Annotated in this window: 15 protein-coding genes and 2 pseudogenes; 5 read left to right on the forward strand and 12 right to left on the reverse strand. The window is 59.6% G+C overall.

What is annotated here, in order from left to right; genetic code table 11:
- Entirely contained in the window at positions 1–2,424 is a 2,424-nt protein-coding gene (gene pheT / locus RBH71_RS13970) for a phenylalanine--tRNA ligase subunit beta (protein WP_003514627.1), read from the forward strand.
- A 55-nt stretch (positions 2,425–2,479) separates the two neighbouring features.
- Here pheT and RBH71_RS13975 read toward each other — a convergent pair whose 3' ends face one another.
- Complete coding sequence (locus tag RBH71_RS13975) at positions 2,480–3,481, reverse strand: aldo/keto reductase (RefSeq protein ID WP_003514629.1); 1,002 nt, start codon at positions 3,479–3,481, stop codon at positions 2,480–2,482.
- Positions 3,482–3,598: 117 nt separating this feature from the next.
- Here RBH71_RS13975 and RBH71_RS13980 point away from each other — a divergent pair, with 117 nt between their 5' ends.
- The gene (locus RBH71_RS13980) at positions 3,599–4,489 is read left to right on the forward strand and encodes a LysR family transcriptional regulator (RefSeq protein WP_019564476.1); all 891 of its coding nucleotides are present in this window, start codon (positions 3,599–3,601) and stop codon (positions 4,487–4,489) included.
- Here RBH71_RS13980 and RBH71_RS13985 read toward each other — a convergent pair whose 3' ends face one another.
- From RBH71_RS13985 to RBH71_RS14000, 4 genes and pseudogenes are all read right to left on the reverse strand, one after another.
- On the reverse strand, positions 4,490–4,933 hold the full coding sequence (locus RBH71_RS13985; RefSeq protein ID WP_003514632.1) for a GNAT family N-acetyltransferase: 444 nt from the start codon (positions 4,931–4,933) through the stop codon (positions 4,490–4,492).
- Between the two features lies 1 nt (position 4,934).
- On the reverse strand, positions 4,935–5,885 hold the full coding sequence (locus RBH71_RS13990) for an aldo/keto reductase (protein ID WP_003514634.1): 951 nt from the start codon (positions 5,883–5,885) through the stop codon (positions 4,935–4,937).
- A 111-nt stretch (positions 5,886–5,996) separates the two neighbouring features.
- A pseudogene (locus RBH71_RS13995) lies at positions 5,997–6,979 on the reverse strand (GlxA family transcriptional regulator).
- Entirely contained in the window at positions 6,979–7,539 is a 561-nt protein-coding gene (locus RBH71_RS14000) for an isochorismatase family protein (RefSeq protein ID WP_323687399.1), read from the reverse strand. Before RBH71_RS14000 ends, RBH71_RS13995 begins: the two are co-directional and overlap by 1 nt.
- Before the next feature lie 180 nt (positions 7,540–7,719).
- On the opposite strand from RBH71_RS14000, the pseudogene RBH71_RS14005 reads away from it, so the two are divergent.
- Positions 7,720–8,704 (forward strand): annotated as a pseudogene (locus RBH71_RS14005) (Gfo/Idh/MocA family protein).
- Here RBH71_RS14005 and RBH71_RS14010 read toward each other — a convergent pair.
- Together RBH71_RS14010 and RBH71_RS14015 are read right to left on the reverse strand one after the other, a co-directional pair.
- Complete coding sequence (locus tag RBH71_RS14010) at positions 8,701–9,072, reverse strand: hypothetical protein (RefSeq protein ID WP_003514642.1); 372 nt, start codon at positions 9,070–9,072, stop codon at positions 8,701–8,703. The pseudogene RBH71_RS14005 and the gene RBH71_RS14010 overlap by 4 nt on opposite strands.
- 11 nt (positions 9,073–9,083) lie before the next feature.
- The gene (locus RBH71_RS14015) at positions 9,084–9,326 is read right to left on the reverse strand and encodes a hypothetical protein (RefSeq protein ID WP_003514644.1); all 243 of its coding nucleotides are present in this window, start codon (positions 9,324–9,326) and stop codon (positions 9,084–9,086) included.
- 190 nt (positions 9,327–9,516) lie between these two features.
- Between RBH71_RS14015 and xseA the strand changes: the two genes are divergently transcribed.
- The gene (gene xseA, locus RBH71_RS14020) at positions 9,517–11,121 is read left to right on the forward strand and encodes an exodeoxyribonuclease VII large subunit (protein WP_003514646.1); all 1,605 of its coding nucleotides are present in this window, start codon (positions 9,517–9,519) and stop codon (positions 11,119–11,121) included.
- On the opposite strand, the gene RBH71_RS14025 is transcribed toward xseA, so the two are convergent.
- From RBH71_RS14025 to RBH71_RS14035, 3 genes are all read right to left on the reverse strand, one after another.
- Complete coding sequence (locus RBH71_RS14025) at positions 11,122–12,324, reverse strand: mandelate racemase/muconate lactonizing enzyme family protein (RefSeq protein ID WP_003514648.1); 1,203 nt, start codon at positions 12,322–12,324, stop codon at positions 11,122–11,124.
- Positions 12,325–12,378: 54 nt separating this feature from the next.
- Positions 12,379–13,086: a FadR/GntR family transcriptional regulator gene (locus RBH71_RS14030; RefSeq protein WP_003514650.1), complete on the reverse strand. Its 708-nt coding sequence runs from the start codon at positions 13,084–13,086 to the stop codon at positions 12,379–12,381.
- Positions 13,087–13,199: 113 nt separating this feature from the next.
- A complete protein-coding gene (locus RBH71_RS14035; protein WP_003514652.1) occupies positions 13,200–13,700 on the reverse strand; it encodes a MarR family winged helix-turn-helix transcriptional regulator in 501 nt (166 codons plus the stop codon).
- Positions 13,701–13,781: 81 nt separating this feature from the next.
- Between RBH71_RS14035 and RBH71_RS14040 the strand changes: the two genes are divergently transcribed.
- Positions 13,782–14,648, forward strand: coding sequence for an EamA family transporter (locus RBH71_RS14040; RefSeq protein WP_003514655.1), 867 nt, complete (start codon positions 13,782–13,784; stop codon positions 14,646–14,648).
- A gap of 1 nt (position 14,649) precedes the next feature.
- Here RBH71_RS14040 and RBH71_RS14045 read toward each other — a convergent pair whose 3' ends face one another.
- Both RBH71_RS14045 and ybaK read right to left on the reverse strand, forming a co-directional pair.
- Positions 14,650–15,888: an aminopeptidase gene (locus RBH71_RS14045; RefSeq protein ID WP_003514657.1), complete on the reverse strand. Its 1,239-nt coding sequence runs from the start codon at positions 15,886–15,888 to the stop codon at positions 14,650–14,652.
- 87 nt (positions 15,889–15,975) lie between these two features.
- The gene (gene ybaK / locus RBH71_RS14050) at positions 15,976–16,452 is read right to left on the reverse strand and encodes a Cys-tRNA(Pro) deacylase (protein ID WP_003514659.1); all 477 of its coding nucleotides are present in this window, start codon (positions 16,450–16,452) and stop codon (positions 15,976–15,978) included.
- Between the last annotated feature and the right edge of the window lie 8 nt (positions 16,453–16,460).

Raw genomic sequence — 16,460 nt, forward strand, 5'->3', positions numbered from 1 at the left:
ATGAAATTCACTCTTTCCTGGCTGAAAGAGCATCTCGAAACGGATGCGACGCTGGACGAGATTTGCGAACGGTTGACGGCGATCGGGCTTGAGGTCGAGGACGTCGACGACAAGGCGGCCTATAAGCCTTTCGTCATTGCCAAGGTCGTCTCCGCCGAAAAACATCCCGAGGCCGACCGCCTCAAGGTGTTGATGGTGGATGCCGGTGACGGCAAGCCGGTACAGATCGTCTGCGGCGCGCCGAATGCGCGCGCCGGCCTTGTCGGTGCGCTGGCGCGTCCTGGCGTTTACGTGCCGGGCATCGATGTCACGCTTGCCGTCGGCAAGATACGCGGTGTCGAAAGCCACGGCATGATGTGCTCCGAAAAAGAGCTGAACATTTCCGACGATCACGACGGCATCATCGATCTGCCGGAAGACGCGCCGGTCGGCACTTCTTTCGCGACCTATGCCGGACTTGACGATCCGGTCATCGAGATCAATCTGACGCCAAACCGCCCGGATTGCACCTCGATCTATGGAATCGCGCGCGATCTCGCCGCTTCCGGTCTCGGCAAGCTCAAGACCAAGCCAGCGCCGTCCTTCAAGGTCGAAGGCTCAACCCCGGTCGACGTGAAGCTGGAGCTGGATGACGCGGCGCTCTGCCCCGGCTTTTCGCTGCGCATCGTGCGCGGTGTGAAGAACGGCCCGAGCCCGAAGTGGATGCAGCAGCGTCTGATGGCAATCGGCCTGCGTCCCATCAATGCGCTCGTGGACATCACCAACTACATGACCTTCGATCAGGGCCGGCCGATGCACGTCTTCGATGCCGCCAAGGTCAAGGGCGACCTGACGGTCCGCCGTGCGAAAGAGGGTGAGACGATCCTCGCGCTTGATCAGCGCGAATACAAGCTCGGCCCGAACAATGTCGTCATCGCCGACGAAAAGGGCCTCGAGTCCATCGGCGGCGTCATGGGCGGTGAACACTCCGGCTGTGATGAAAACACCGTTGACGTGTTGATCGAGTCCGCTCTCTGGGATCCGATCAACATCGCCAAGACCGGCCGTTCGCTCGGCATCATCACCGATGCCCGTTATCGCTTCGAGCGCGGCGTCGATCCGGAATATATGGTTCCGGGTCTGGAACGCACCACCGAACTGGTTCTGGAACTCTGCGGCGGCGTTGCCGGCGAAGCCAAGGTCGTCGGTTACAAGGGGCATCAGCCCAAGGTCGTTGATTTTCCGCTCTCGGAAGTGAAGCGTCTGACCGGCCTAGAAGTTTCGGCGGAAGAAAGCCTGGCCATTCTCAAGGGTCTCGGTTTCGGCATCGAGGGAACGGGCGAGCGTGTTTCCGTCACCGTGCCGTCCTGGCGCCCGGATGTCGACGGCAAGGCCGATCTGGTGGAAGAGGTCATGCGCATTCATGGCGTCGACAACATCAAGCCGGAACCGCTGGAGAGCTTCGGTGCCGTCAACGGCCGCATCTTGACGACGCTGCAGGTGCGCACCCGCACCGCGCGCCGTGCGCTTGCCAGCCGTGGCATGCTGGAGGCCGTCACGTGGTCCTTCATCCCGGAAGCTCACGCGAAGCTTTTCGGTGGCGGTTCGCCCGCTCTGAAACTGGCCAACCCCATCGCGGCCGATATGTCGGATATGCGTCCTTCGCTTCTGCCGGGCCTTCTGACCGCAGCACAGCGCAATGCCGACAAGGGCCACGGCGATGTGGCAATCTTCGAGGTCTCCGGCACCTATGAGGGTGACACGCCGGACACCCAGCGCCGTGTTGCCGGCGGTGTACGCCGTGGCACGGCCTCGCTCGCAGGCAGCGGCCGCATGTGGTCCAATGCCACAAAGGGCGGCGGCAAGCCGGTGGATGTCTATGACGCCAAGGCCGATGCGCTTTCGGTGCTCGAAGCCTGTGGCCTGCCGATGGCCAATGTGCAGATCGAGGCCGGCGCTCCCGGCTGGTATCACCCTGGCCGCTCCGGCACCATCAAGATGGGTCCGAAGGTCGTGCTCGGCTATTTCGGTGAATTCCACCCGAAGACTCTCTCAGAGCTGGATGTTTCCGGTGTCTATAGCGGTTTCGAGATCTATCTCGACGCCATGCCGGAGCCAAAGAAGAAGGCGACCCGCACAAAGCCGGCCCTTGAGCTTTCGCCCTTCCAGGCGGTCAAGCGCGACTTCGCCTTCGTGGTCGACAAGTCGGTCGAGGCAGGGGCCATCATCAAGGCTGCAACAAGCGCTGATCGCAAGCTGATCACCGGCGTCAATGTCTTTGACGTCTTCGAAGGTGCATCGCTTGGCGAAAGCCGCAAGTCCATCGCCATTGAAGTTCAGATCCAGCCGGTCGACAAGACGCTGACGGACGAGGATTTCGAGGCGCTGACCGCAAAGATCGTCGGTAATGTCGAGAAATCGACGGGCGGCGTGCTGAGAGCGTAAAGCTCTGTTTCCATGAATTGAAAAAGCCGAGGCAGTCGCCTCGGCTTTTTTGTTTTTAGCGGTTCGCCATCTGGGACATACGCTCGGGATATCGTTGGCCGGCAACCTTTGCTGGAGAAAGCAACGCGCCAAGGCTGGCGACTTCTTCTGCCGTCAGCGATATATTCGCTGCCGCCACGTTTGTCTCAAGATTGGCGATTTTCGTCGTACCGGGGATCGGAACGATAAAGTCACCCTGCGCCAGAACCCAGGCCAGCGCCAGTTGCCCGGCGGCAACACCCTTTTCGGCAGCCATATCTTCCAGAAGCTTGATGAGCGCCAGATTGGCATCGAAGTTCTCACTTTGGAAGCGCGGCAGGCCGCGGCGGAAATCGTCGGATGCAAGTCCGTCGAGCGATTTCAGCGCGCCCGTCAGGGCACCACGCCCGAGCGGGCTGAAGGGGACGAAACCGATACCGAGTTCCCGGCAGGTTTCCAGCACGCCGTTTTCCTCCACGTCGCGGGTCCACAACGAATATTCGCTCTGTATGGCAGCGATCGGGTGAGTGGAATGCGCCTTGCGAAGTGTTTCGGCACTCGCTTCCGAAAGGCCTAGATGTTTCACCTTGCCCTGCCGGACCAGTTCCGCCATGGCGCCGACCGTATCTTCGATTGGAACATCCGGATCGACGCGATGCTGATAGAACAAGTCGATGGTGTCGACGCCTAGGCGTTTGAGAGAGGCTTCGGCGACGGCGCGCACATTTTCCGGGCGGCTGTCGGTGCCCACCATCATCTGGCCTGCGGGTTTGCTGGCGTCGATTTTGAAACCGAACTTTGTAGCTATGACCACCTTGTCGCGATAGGGCTTCAAACCCTTGCCGACGAGGATTTCGTTGTTGTAGGGCCCATAGACCTCTGCCGTGTCAAAAAAAGTGACACCGAGTTCGACGGCGCGGTGCAGCGTCGCTATTGCACTATTTTCGTCGCCGGTCGGGCTATAGGCATGGGTCATGCCCATGCAGCCGAGGCCAAGCGCCGAAACGGAAAGGTTGTTTCCGAGAGTTCTTTTTTTCATCTGTTCGTCCTTCCATGAGGAGCCGCCCGTTGTCAGGGGCGTGGTGAGAAGATAGCGCCCTAAGACGGCAAAAATAATCGCTGCAAATCGTTGCGGGTTGTTCTATTATTTAGAACAATGAACCGTGTGCAACTCTCTCAACTCGCTGTCCTCGCTGCCGTTGCCGAAGGCCGCAGCTTTCGTAAAGCTGCCGCCGAACTTGCCATTGCGCCTTCCGCCGTCAGCCATGCAGTATCGTCGCTCGAAGCGAGCCTTGGCCTGCGCCTGCTGCATCGTACCACCCGCAGCGTTTCGCCGACAGAGGAGGGCAGGCGGCTTCTCGAGACGCTTGGGCCGGCCCTTGCTGAAATCGATGCCGTCATCGATACGCTTGCCGAGCATGGCGGAAGGCCGGCCGGACCGTTGCGGATAACCCTGCCAAGACTTGCGGCGGAGGACCTGATCATGCCCCGGCTTGGCGAGTTCCTGCGGCTATATCCAGATATCTCGCTGGAGATTTCGACCGATGACCGCTTCGAGGATATTGTCGCGAAAGGTTTCGATGCCGGCCTGCGGCTCGGCGAGAATCTTGAAGCGGATATGATTGCCGTGAAGGCGAGCGGCCCATGGCGTGGCGCGATTGTCGGCGCGCCCACCTATTTCGAAGAAAATCCCCCGCCCCGTGAGCCGAGGGATTTGATGCGGCATCGCTGTATTCTCCGTCGCTTCTCCAGCGGTCTGCTATACCGCTGGGAGCTGGAAAAGGACGGCAGACCTTTGGTGGTCGATGTGCAGGGGCCGCTCGTCCTGTCGGACCAGAGCCTTATTCGCCGGGCGGCGATTGACGGTGCGGGTCTGGCTTTCGTTTTCGAACAGCGCGTAGAAGACGACATCAAGGAAGGCAGGCTGGTCCGGGTGCTGGAGGACTGGTGCGCGCCCTTTGATGGTTTTTATATCTATTACCCCTCGCGCCGGCAGATGCGCCCGGCGCTAAGGGCTTTCGTGGATTTCTTCCGCTTCAGAGGGTGATCAGAACTTGATGCGATAGCGGATATGGCCGTCGCTTTTGACGTAGCTGTCGTAAAGCTTCTGAGCACGGTGATTGTGCTCGTCCGTGTTCCAGTAAAGCCGGGACCAGCCCTTTTCCTTGCATATGGCAATGAGGTCATCCATCAGCGCCCGGCCTGTTCCCTTGCCACGGATCGCGCCGTCAACGAACAGGTCTTCCAGATAGCAGTCGGGCGTTTTCACCCAGGTGGAATCATGGAAGTGATGGATGGCGAAACCGGCCATCCTGTCGCCCAGAAGAGCCACGCGCATGGAAACGCGTGATGCCGGATCGAGGATACGCGCCCATGTATGGTCCGTAACTTCCTCGGCAAGGTGTACGTTATAGAAGGCGAGATAGTCGTTCCACAGGCGCAGCCATTCTGCCCGGTCTTCCGGCTCCGCGTCGCGAATTACAAGATCCATGTCACGCGCCCGCCTTGTCGAGCAGCGTCATCATCTCATCCGTCAGCTTGAGATTGACGGCGCGTTTGAAGCTTTCGAGTTGCGACAGGCTGGTGGCGCTGGCAATCGGTGCCGTCACGGCCTTCTTCCGCAATAGCCACGCCAGCGCGATATCGGCAAGCTTGGCTCCGGTTTCCACGGCAACCGCATCCATGGCGCCCAGAACGGCAAGGCCGCGGGCGTTGACATATTCACCCACCCGGTAGCTGCGGGCGACGCCTTCGGTATCCGCCTTGGCGCGATATTTCCCGGTGAGGAACCCGGCCGCGAGGCTATAATAATTGATGACACCAATTTCCTGGGCGACGCAAAGATCGGCAAGCGGGCCTTCGAAATCCGCACGGTTGTAGAGATTATATTCCGGCTGCAGCACATCGTAACGGGGCAGATCGTTCTTCGCGGCCGTGTCCAGCGCCTCCTGAAGCTGGCTCGCCGAATAGTTGGAGCAGCCGATGGCGCGTATCTTTCCCTGTTCCTTCAGCTTTGCAAAGGCTGCAAGCGTTTCCTCCAGCGGCACATCCGCGTCCGGCTTATGGGCGAGGTAGAGATCGATATAGTCGGTTTGCAGGCGCTTCAGCGAGGCGTCGACAGCCTCTGCGATCCATTTGGCGCTGAGGCCTGTCTTCTGACCGCGATTGTCGAAACCGACCTTGGTAACGATCACCGCGTCCTCCCGCTTGACGCTCGACTGTTTCAGCCATTTTCCGATGATGGCTTCCGACTCGCCGCCCTCATGCCCGTCCACCCAGGCGGAATAGACGTCTGCCGTGTCGATGGCGTTGAACCCGGCGTCGAAAAATGAATCGAGCAGGGCAAAGGAAGTCTTCTCGTCCGCTGTCCAGCCGAACACGTTGCCGCCGAAGACGATCGGGGCGATGGAGAGGCCGGTGCGGCCAAGGCTTCGTTTTTCCACGGGGAATGCTCCTCTTGCTGTCTTTGGCGGCAAGGTTATCAACTGCTTGCCGGCATAACCATTCAATTCCTTTGATGGCATTCATCAGGCAACGGGCAAAAGCGGGTGAGATCAGGCCTGAAAGCCGCGATAGTGGCTGGGCGGGAGGTGATTGTGCTGTTGCCACACGCGCCGCAAATGCCGGGCGGAGGCAAAGCCCGCCCGCTCGGCAATGGCTTCCATATCCAGACGGCTGTTTGCAAGGATGTCGCGGGCGAGATTGACCCGCATCAGGTTGACGTAGTCGATGACGCTGATGCCGGTATGCTCGCGAAACAGGCGGGACAGGTGCCTCTCGCTGAGTGCGGCAATATCGGCCAGCCGTTCCAAAGACCAGTCCTGAGCCGGCTCAGTCATCACCCGGTCCTGCACCCGGTGAATGGCGGGGTGAATGTGGTTGCGGCCGGTAAGCCAGGGGGAGATTTGCGGATCACTGCCGCTGCGCCTGAGATAAACGACCATATTTTTGGCAATGCGCGCCGCGACCGCAGGCGATGTCAGTCGGGAAACGACATGCAGCATGAGGTCGGTGCCGGTGGAAATACCGGCGCTGGAGAAGCGGTTGCCATCCTCCACGAAAAGACGGTTTTCGGCCACCTGCGACAGCGGTGCGGTGCGGCGCAGCGCTTCGATGCAATCCGCATGTGTCGTACAGCTCCGCCCGTCGAAAAGACCTGCTTCGCCCGCGAGCAGTGCGCCGGAGCAAATGGAAATGACTGTGGTGTCCGCGCGCACTGCGCGGCGCAACCATGCCACCAGCGCCTGCCGCTCCCGTCGCATCTCCGGCGCGTTGTCGATCGGGAGATGCTGCCGGAAATCAGCAGGAAAGCATTGTCCGGCAGGCTCTCGGGCAAGGCCTCCAGCCCGCAAAGCCCAAGGCCGATGGAGGATTGCTGCTGGTCATGTTCCGCGATGTAACGGCAGTCGAAATGGACGTCCCGCTGTTCCGCGTTGGCATAACGGATCACCTCCAGCGGGCCGGCAATATCGAGCAACAGCGCGTGTGGCGGCACAAGCGTATAAAAGGGAATGGTCCGCGTGCCGCCATTGTCCATCAGGCGGCCTTTCGTACCGTTTCGAGAACGTCGCCGACGGTTGCGATGCGCGCAAAGCGACCGGCCAGCACCAGCTCGGTTCGGGTGCGAATATCATCAGGGCTGAACACGGTGCCCGAGGCGTGCGTCATTGGAAAGGTAAGCGTCGCCTCGGTGACGTAATCGACTGTGTAACCGAGGTCCGATGCATGCCGTGTGGTCGTTTCGCAGCACTGTTCGGTGCGGATGCCGGATACGATCAGCCGGTTGATACCCTTTTGCGTCAGCCAGATATCGAGGCCGGTGCCGGCGAAAGCAGAGTGGCGGTTCTTGCGAAAGGTAACGTCAGGGGTAATGCGCACACCTTCCAGCGCGCGAATATAGCCGCTCTCTTCTGCAAATGCCCGGTCGCCATCTACATGAAAGATTTGCACGACGGGAATGCCCGACGCCTTGGCGCCGTCGATCAGTACCTGCTGTTTTTCCAGATAGGCGGGAAGTTCGCTTTCCTGGAAATAGGGGGTGTGCCGAAAGGATTCCTGAACGTCGATGACAAGGAGTGCTGTGTGAGAAGAGGACATTTCATGATTCTCCATTGGGTTCATGCATAGCATAATTCACCTTTGAAAGGCTGGATAAAAGCATGGAAACCGACAAAGGAAGGACGAATCCGGCCATAGCGTTTGCAGTTACGTTTCGTGCGACTTGCCAGGCGTCGCGACAATGGTAAGTTTCCCGGAATTACAGAGTGGGAGAATGAGATGCTGCGCTTCGGAATAATTTCAACGGCGAAAATCGCTCAGGATCACGTCATTCCGGCGATACAGGATGCGCGGAACTGTGTGGTCAGCGCCATCGCCAGCCGCGATCATGCCAAGGCGCGCGCGGTTGCAGATCGTTTTTCCGTCCCGCATGCCTTCGGCTCCTATGAGGAAATGCTTGCGTCCGATGTCATCGATGCCGTCTATATTCCGCTTCCCACCTCGCAACATGTGGAATGGACCATAAAAGCTGCCAATGCCGGCAAACACGTGCTGTGTGAAAAGCCGATCGCACTCAAGGCTGAAGAGATCGACGCCATCATCGCGGCGCGGGACGACAATGGCGTTGTCGTGTCGGAGGCTTTCATGGTCACCTATTCTCCTGTTTGGGCCAAGGTGAAGGAATTGCTGGCATCAGGTGCAATCGGAACGCTGAAGCATGTGCAGGGCGCTTTCAGCTACTTCAACCGCGATCCCGGCAATATGCGCAATATTCCCGAACTGGGGCGGCGGGGCCTTGCCGGATATCGGCGTCTACCCGACCATCGTCACCCGTTTTGCCACGGGTGCCGAGCCGAAGCGCGTACAGGCGAGCGTCGAGCGTGATAAGGAATTCGGCACCGATATCTATTCCAGCGTCAGGGCCGATTTCGGCGGCTTCGAACTGAGCTTTTATCTGGCGACGCAGCTTGCCGCTCGCCAGCTGATGGTTTTCCATGGCACGGACGGGTACATCGAGATCAAGTCTCCCTTCAATGCAAATCGCTGGGGTGCGGAGGAAATCGAGTTGACCAACCAGGGCCATAACCAGTCGCAAGTCTTCCGGTTTCAGGATAGTCGCCAGTACAAGCTGGAGGCGGAGGCCTTCGCCCGCGCGGTGAAAGGTGAGGGCGAGGTCGTCACCCTGGAAAGCTCGAGGAAGAACCAGCTTTTCATCGATGCCATCTACCGTGCGGCGGAAAAGGACGGTTGGGAGACGGTTTAATCCTGATCCGCACGCTGCTTTTGAAGCCGCCTATAGCCGTAAAGCGCCAGCACCAGTGCCGCGAGTGCGGAAAAGGCGAGCGGGACCAGCGGCTGCACCAGTGGATTGCGCCATTGCAGCATGGCGAACAGCCCGACGCCAACCATGCGGGAGATAAGCGTGACGGCGTTCATCAGAAAGCCGTTCAGCTCATTGGGGCCATCGCCATTCGAATGGTTTAGCCTCCAACTCGTCGCAAGCCCTGCCAAAGCGCCCGGAAGACGGGCGGCAAGCGGGTCGATGCCGATATAAAAAATCAGCAGAAAAGAGATGGAAAGGTCTACAGCCAGTCCGTAAACCTCGGTCAGGGCGAAGTGGCGAAGCCGCAAGGCCGTGTGCTTTAAAGCGTCGGCTGGGTGGAGCGCGGACGTTGCAGCACGAGAAGGCCGATGACCACACTCACAACGCCGAAATTATAACCGGCAAGCGCCAGGAGCAGCGACATCAGCGGCACGGCGGTTGCAGAAATCGCCATCGCGACACCATAGGCGCCGATAACCATCAGGCAGATGAAAATGATGCTGAATACCGAACGCAACGCAACTGCGGTTACGCCGAGCAATGTGGCGGTAAGAAAAATCATGAATGCCGCCTCCTCTTTGGTTGCCGGGTCTGGGATAAGACGTAGCGTCCTCTTCCCTAACGAACCCTTGTTTTCTCCTCCCTCACCCATTTTCCTAACTCGTTAGTTGAGGATATGGTTTCACCGCCGTTAAAATAGACCCGGCCAGTACCGGCATTTCCGAATCGACGGGTTTTGGTTACAAACGGGCATGAGCGATATTTTCTCCAATGCCGCATTGAGCAATCTTGCCGAGTTCTCGGTTTCCGAACTGTCGGGTTCCATCAAGCGAACGGTGGAGACGGCTTTCGATCAGGTGAGGGTGCGCGGCGAGATTTCCGGCTACCGGGGTCCGCATTCTTCGGGTCACGCCTATTTCTCCCTGAAGGACGATCGCGCCCGCATCGATGCGGTTATCTGGAAGGGTACTTTCTCGCGGCTGAAGTTCCGCCCGGAAGAGGGCATGGAGGTCATCGCCACCGGCAAGGTCACCACCTTTCCCGGCTCCTCGAAATATCAGATCGTCATAGAAAGCCTGGAGCCGGCCGGCGCGGGCGCGCTGATGGCTTTGCTGGAGGACCGCCGCCGGCGTCTGGCGGCGGAGGGGCTGTTCGATGCGGAACGCAAACGCCGCCTGCCGTTCATGCCGCGTGTCATCGGTGTTGTCACATCGCCCACGGGCGCAGTCATTCGCGATATTCTCCACCGCATTTCGGATCGCTTTCCGGTCCATGTCGTCGTCTGGCCGGTCAAGGTGCAGGGGGAAGGCTCGGGTGAGGAAGTGGCGAACGCCATTCGCGGTTTCAATGCGCTTCAGCCCGGCGGTGAGATTGCACGCCCCGACGTGCTGATCGTCGCCCGTGGTGGCGGCAGTCTGGAAGATCTCTGGAGCTTCAACGACGAAATCGTCGTGCGCGCCGCTGCCGAGAGCGAAATCCCGCTGATTTCCGCTGTGGGGCATGAGACGGATACGACCCTGATCGACTACGCCGCCGACGTGCGCGCACCGACACCGACGGGTGCCGCCGAAATGGCCGTGCCGGTGCGTGCGGAACTGGAGGCGCAGCTCTCCGGCCTTGCGGCGCGCCTTTCCGGCTCCGTATCACGCCAAATGGACAATCGCCGACAGGGCGTGCGTGCTCTGGTGCGTGCGCTGCCATCGCTTGACCAGCTTCTGGCTCTGCCGCGCCGTCGTTTCGACGAAGCCGCAAGCGGTTTGGGTCGCGGGCTTGAAATGACGACGCTGAACAAGCGCCGCGCGTTCGAACGCTCTGCTTCGGGTCTGAGGCCGGAAATCCTGCTGAATGGCCTGCGGCAGCATCGCCAGCGTGTTACGGAACGCATGCAGAGGGCCGAGGCGCTTGTGGAGCGCCGCCTGTTGCAGGCGCAGTCGAGAATTTCCTCGACCGATTCCGCGCTGCGTTCGCTGCCCGCCCGCTTGCTCGGCCAGTTGGAGCGGCAGAAGGAACGGGTCGTCACCGCAACGCGACGAGCCGATACCGCCGTGCTTCACCGCATGGCGCAGAACCGCTCGGGCCTTGCTGCCCATGACCGCATCCTGCAGTCGCTGTCCTACAAGAATGTGTTGAACCGCGGTTATACTGTCATCCGCGACGAGGAGAACCGGCCCCTGACCCGGGCTGCTGCCATCGCGTCCGGCGCTGTGGTGTCGATGGAGTTTGCCGACGGTCGCGTCGCCGCCCTGACGACAGGCGAGGCTACTCCATCATCTGACGTTCCCACGCCTGCCGCTCCCAAAAAGAAGCCGGTGAAACCGGCCTCTTCGGACCCGGGAAATCAGGGCAGTCTGTTCTGATCAGATCGACGCCGCATCTGAAAAACGACGGCTGACGGTGAAGGTCTTTTCAATATCGGGATGCAGCTCCATGCCAAGGCCGGCACCCGGCGGCACGGTGATCATGCCGTTTTTAACTTCCGGCAATGCGGTGACGAGATCGCGGTACCAGGTCTTGTAGAAGGCGCGCACGCTTTCCTGAACCAGCGCGTTCGGTGCGTTGAGCGACAGATGCGTGGAGGCGCAGAGTACCACCGGGCCGGTGCAATCATGCGGCGCAACCGGCAGATGCCAGGCTTCGGCCATGGAAGCGATCTTGCGCGCTTCGGAAAGTCCACCACACCAGCTGATGTCAAGCATCACCACACCGGCAGCGCCAGTTTCCAGAAGATCTCGGAAAGCCCAGCGCGAGCCGAGCGTCTCCGATGCGGAAATCGGCGCGGGTGAAACGGCGGCATAACGCGTCAGGCTGGAAAGGCTGTCCATCTTGATCGGATCTTCGTGCCAGAAGGTCTGGTAAGGGGTGAGCGCCTTGGCGATCTGCATGGCGGGCAGAAGTTGCCACATGGAGTGAAACTCCACCATGATATCCATCTTGTCGCCGACTGCCTTGCGAATTTTCTCGAACGGCTCGAGCGCGCTTTTCAGGTCAGGCATCGAGATATATTGGCCGCGCGTCTTTTCCGCCGCCGCATCGAAAGGCCAGATCTTCATGGCCGTGATGCCGTCTTCCAGCAGCGAATGGGCAAGCTCGTCCGCCCGGTGCAGGAAGCCGTTCAGATCGTCATAATCCTTGCCGCCGGACAGGCCGTAATTGGCCGTCTGCTGGCCGGTCGCCTTCTTGATATATTCCGTGCCCGCGCAGGTATTGTAGGTGCGGATTTCCCTGCGGCTGAAGCCGCCAAGCAATTGCGCAATAGGCTGGTTGGTGGCCTTGCCGAAAATATCCCAAAGCGCGATATCGAAGGCCGAATTGCCGCGTACTTCCGCACCCGATGAACGGAAGCCGAGATAACCGACGAGGTCCTGTGCCAGAAGGTCGATCTGCAGCGGATCGCGGCCGATCACGCGGGGTGCGATATATTCGTGCACATAGGTTTCAACCGTCTCGGCGCCGTAGAAGGTTTCACCAAGTCCGGTAATGCCCTCATCCGTGTGGACCAGAACCCAGAGCAGGTTTGCCCGTTCCGCCACGCGGACGGTTTCGAGTTTCGTAATTTTCATGAAGTGTCTCCTCCAGAGGCAGGCAGTTTTCGGTCTGGAACTGCGTTTGAAAAATCAGGCGATGCCGGCGGCCAGAAGCGCATGCACGCTTTCATCGAAATGCCGCGCCATAAGCGTTGAGGCCGTTTGCGGGTCGCCCGCGGCAATGGCCTGTCCGATGGCGATATGAAGTTCAGTCGCGGCATGACGCTGCGCGTCGGATTTGCGGCTCTTCCAGCCGATCGGCCATGTCTGGCGCGTCACATTCTGAAAGGCGCCGAGAATGAGTTCGAAAACCGGGTTCTTGGAGGCTCTGGCAACGGCAAGGTGAAAGGCAAGGTCGTGTTCCATGACCCTGTCACTATTACCGAAGTCCCGCTCCATATTGTTGGCGTGGTCGAGAATGGTGAGCGCCTCCGCATCCGTTCGCCGCAGCGCCGCCAATGTCACGGTTCTGACTTCGATGGTGCGGCGCACGTCGTAAATCTGCTGGATGTTGATCTGCTCGGTGTGAATGCCATGTTCGAACATCAGCGACATCGCGCCATGATCCAGCGTCGCCACCGTGGCGCGCTTGCCGACGCTGACATCGATCAGCCGCATGGCCGACAAGGACCTGAAAGCCTCGCGAACCACGGTGCGCGAGACACCGAGCTGCTGCGAGAGCGAAAGCTCGCTGGGCAGCTTCGCTCCGGGGGCAAGTTCGTTTTCGCGAATGTGGCGCGTGATTGCGCCAATAGCGCTGCTGACGAGATCGGTTTCCTGCAAAATGGGCTTATACAATCGCTCCTCCAACCTGTAGGACAGGTTAACGGAAAATTGCTTATAGGATTTTTATCGCCGAAACAAGCGCCATAACCTCCGCGATTGCTGGTTCCTGTCCGCTTTTTAGGGAACTAAGCTTCAAACCCCTGTAGAAACCGCTTCACAAGCTTGTTCAACGCCGTGCGCTCTTCTTCGCTGAGCTGTGCGACCAGCCGTTGCTGGTTCTCGACATGGGCGCTAACCGCGTCCTCGACGATGGCAAATCCCCGCTCCGTCAATGATATCAATACGCTGCGCCGATCCTGCGGGTTGTGGACGCGCTCCACCAGACCCGCTTTTTCCAGCTGGTCGATCCGGTTGGTCATTGTGCCGGAGCTTACCATTGTCATGGCCAGCAGATCACCGGGCGAAAGCCGGTAAGGCGCGCCCGCGCGCCGTAATGTCGCCAGCACATCAAAAGCGGAAGAGGAGAGGCCGTGTTTCAGCAGCACCGCCTCCACCTCGCGACCGAGATGCGTGGTTAGCCGTTTCAAGCGCCCAAGCAGCCCCATTGGCTCGACATCGAGATCGGGCCTCTCCTTGTGCCATTGCGCCAGAATGTGATCGACGTGATCAATCGGTTCTTTGTTCATCACCAAGGCATAACAACTGATATCTTGACGTCAAGATAAAATTGGCTAAGTTGTATTTATCTTGATGTAGAGATTCTTGAAATGAAGAAAAATACCACCTACGCCGCCGATGTGCTGGTGACGGCACTTGCGCCCGCCATCTGGGGGACGACCTACTTCGTCACCACCGAATTCCTGCCGCATGGATATCCATTCCATGTTGCGATGCTACGCGCCTTGCCGGCCGGAGTATTGTTGTTGCTTCTGGTCAGAAAACTACCGAAGGGCATCTGGTGGTCTCGCAGCCTTATTCTAGGTGCGCTGAATTTCTCGTTTTTCTGGGCGATGCTTTTCGTTTCGGCTTACCGGCTGCCGGGTGGAGTGGCTGCGACTGTGGGTGCGATCCAACCCCTGATCGTCATCGGACTTTCGCGGCTGTTTCTCGCCGCGCCGGTCCGGCCGCTGGCCATTGTCGCTGGTCTTCTGGGTATTTTAGGCGTCGCACTTCTGGTTTTGGCGCCGGGTGCTGCCGCGCTGGATGCCGTCGGCGTGGCTGCGGGTCTTGCAGGCGCCGTATCCATGGCCTTTGGAACCGTGCTCACCCGCAAATGGCGACCGCCGGTGTCGAACCTCACCTTTACGGCCTGGCAATTGACGGCTGGAGGCATTCTGCTTCTGCCGGTCGCATATTTCCTGGAGCCGGCCCTGCCTGCACCTACCGCGGCCAATATTCTCGGTATGGCCTATCTCGGCATTATTGGTGCCGCCTTGACCTATTTTCTGTGGTTCCGGGGTCTCGCCCGCATCGAACCCTCGGCTGCAGCCTCGCTCGGTTTCCTAAGCCCCGTCGTTGCGACCCTGCTCGGCTGGCTGGCGCTCGGCCAAAGCCTCACGCCAGCGCAAATCGTCGGCTTCGTTGCAGTGCTTTTCAGCATCTGGCTCAGTCAGCGGAGCCAGCTGCCGAAATAGCTCAGGCCCATTCGCCCTTGCGCATCACCGGAACTGTGGAGCCATCCGGCTTCACGCCATCGATATCCACCTTATCGGAACCGATCATCCAGTCGATGTGGATCAGGCTGGAATTGCCGCCTTGCGCCTTGATCTGATCCTGCGACAACGAAGCACCATCAACGAAGCATTTCGAATAGCATTGGCCGAGCGCAATGTGGCAGGAGGCGTTTTCGTCGAACAGCGTGTTGTAGAACAGGATGCCACTTGCCGAAATCGGCGAGGAATGCGGCACCAGCGCCACTTCACCCAGACGCCGCGCACCCTCGTCGGTATCGAGCACCTTGTTCAGCACGGCTTCGCCCTTCGAAGCCTTGGCTTCCACGATGCGGCCGCCTTCGAACTTCACCTGGATATCGTCTATCAGCGTTCCCTGATGTGAAAGCGGCTTGGTGCTGGACACGTAACCATCCACGCGCAGCGCATGCGGTGTGGTGAACACTTCTTCCGTCGGAATGTTCGGGTTGCAGGTGACGCCGTTCTTGGCGGTGGAGGCGCCCCCATGCCATTCGTGGCCGTCCGCCAGGCCGATTTTCACGTCCGTGCCGGGACCGGTGAAATGCAGCGACGAGAAACGTTCACCGTTCAGCCATGCCGAACGCTTGGCGAGATTGGCGTTATGCTCCGCCCATGCCGCGACCGGATCGGCGAGATCTACCCGCGAAGCAGCGAAGATGGCGTCCGCGAGCTTGCGAACCGCTTCGTCTTCCGTCACGCCGGGAAAGACCTGTTTTGCCCAGGACGGGTTTGGATAGGAGATGATGTTCCAGTTGATATCGAAGTTGGAAATCTTCTCAAGCGCCGGCTTATAGGCCGTGGAATTGGCCTTGTTGGCGCGCGCCACCTTGGCGGGATCCTGTTCGGCCAGCAGCATGGGGTTGTCGCCGGCAATCGCAAGCCGCGCCGCGCCATTGGCATAGGCCTTGGCCATGCCGTCATAGAGCCAGCCGGAAGCCCGGTCGAAATTGGCGTCGCTGGCGTGGCGGTAGCGGGAAAGCGTGGTTTCTTCGTCGGAATAGAAGGTGGTGACCAGCCCGCCGCCGGCAAGATAGGCGTGTTTGGTCAAAAACCGCACCAGCGGCAACGCCGCCAGCGGAGCGGTGATCACCAGATCCTGATCCTTCTGCAATTGCAGGCCGACCTTGACGGCGACTTCAGCCAGTTTCTCGAGTTTGACGGGATCGATGGGGGAAACAGTCATGATCTGCCTTCGTATATTTCAATCGGAGGCGCCGACCATAGCCCATTCGCTTCGAAAGCCAAATGCTTTCAAAGCTGTGTCGAGACGTCAATCAGCCACCAAAGGTGCGACAACGGCTTTCAGCGCCGCCTGCGCGTCGCCGGGGGAAAGCCTTACCTGCAAACCGCGCTGGCCACCATTCATGTAGACATAGGAATGGGTCATGGCCCCAGCCTCTATGGCGGTCGGAACCTGTTTTTTCTGTCCAAAAGGGCTGATGCCGCCCACATGATAACCGGTTGCCCGCTCCGCATCGGCGGGCTTCATCATGCTGGCAGATTTTCCCCCGAAGGCGGCGGCAAGCTTCTTCATGCTCACTTCCCGGTCGGACGGGACGACGACGCAGACAGGCTTGCCATCCAGCTCAGCCATCAGTGTTTTCAGAACCAGATGTGGCGGTTCGCCGATAGCTTCGGCCGCCTGCAGGCCGATCCGGTCGGCATTCGGGTCGTAGTCATAGGTAACTGTGGTGAAGTTCACACCGGCCTTGGTCAGCATCTGCGTAGCGCGGGTTGTCTTGGACATGGTGGCCT

Origin of the sequence: Rhizobium sp. AN68 (genome assembly GCF_030758035.1) — a bacterium.
GTDB lineage: Bacteria > Pseudomonadota > Alphaproteobacteria > Rhizobiales > Rhizobiaceae > Agrobacterium > Agrobacterium tumefaciens.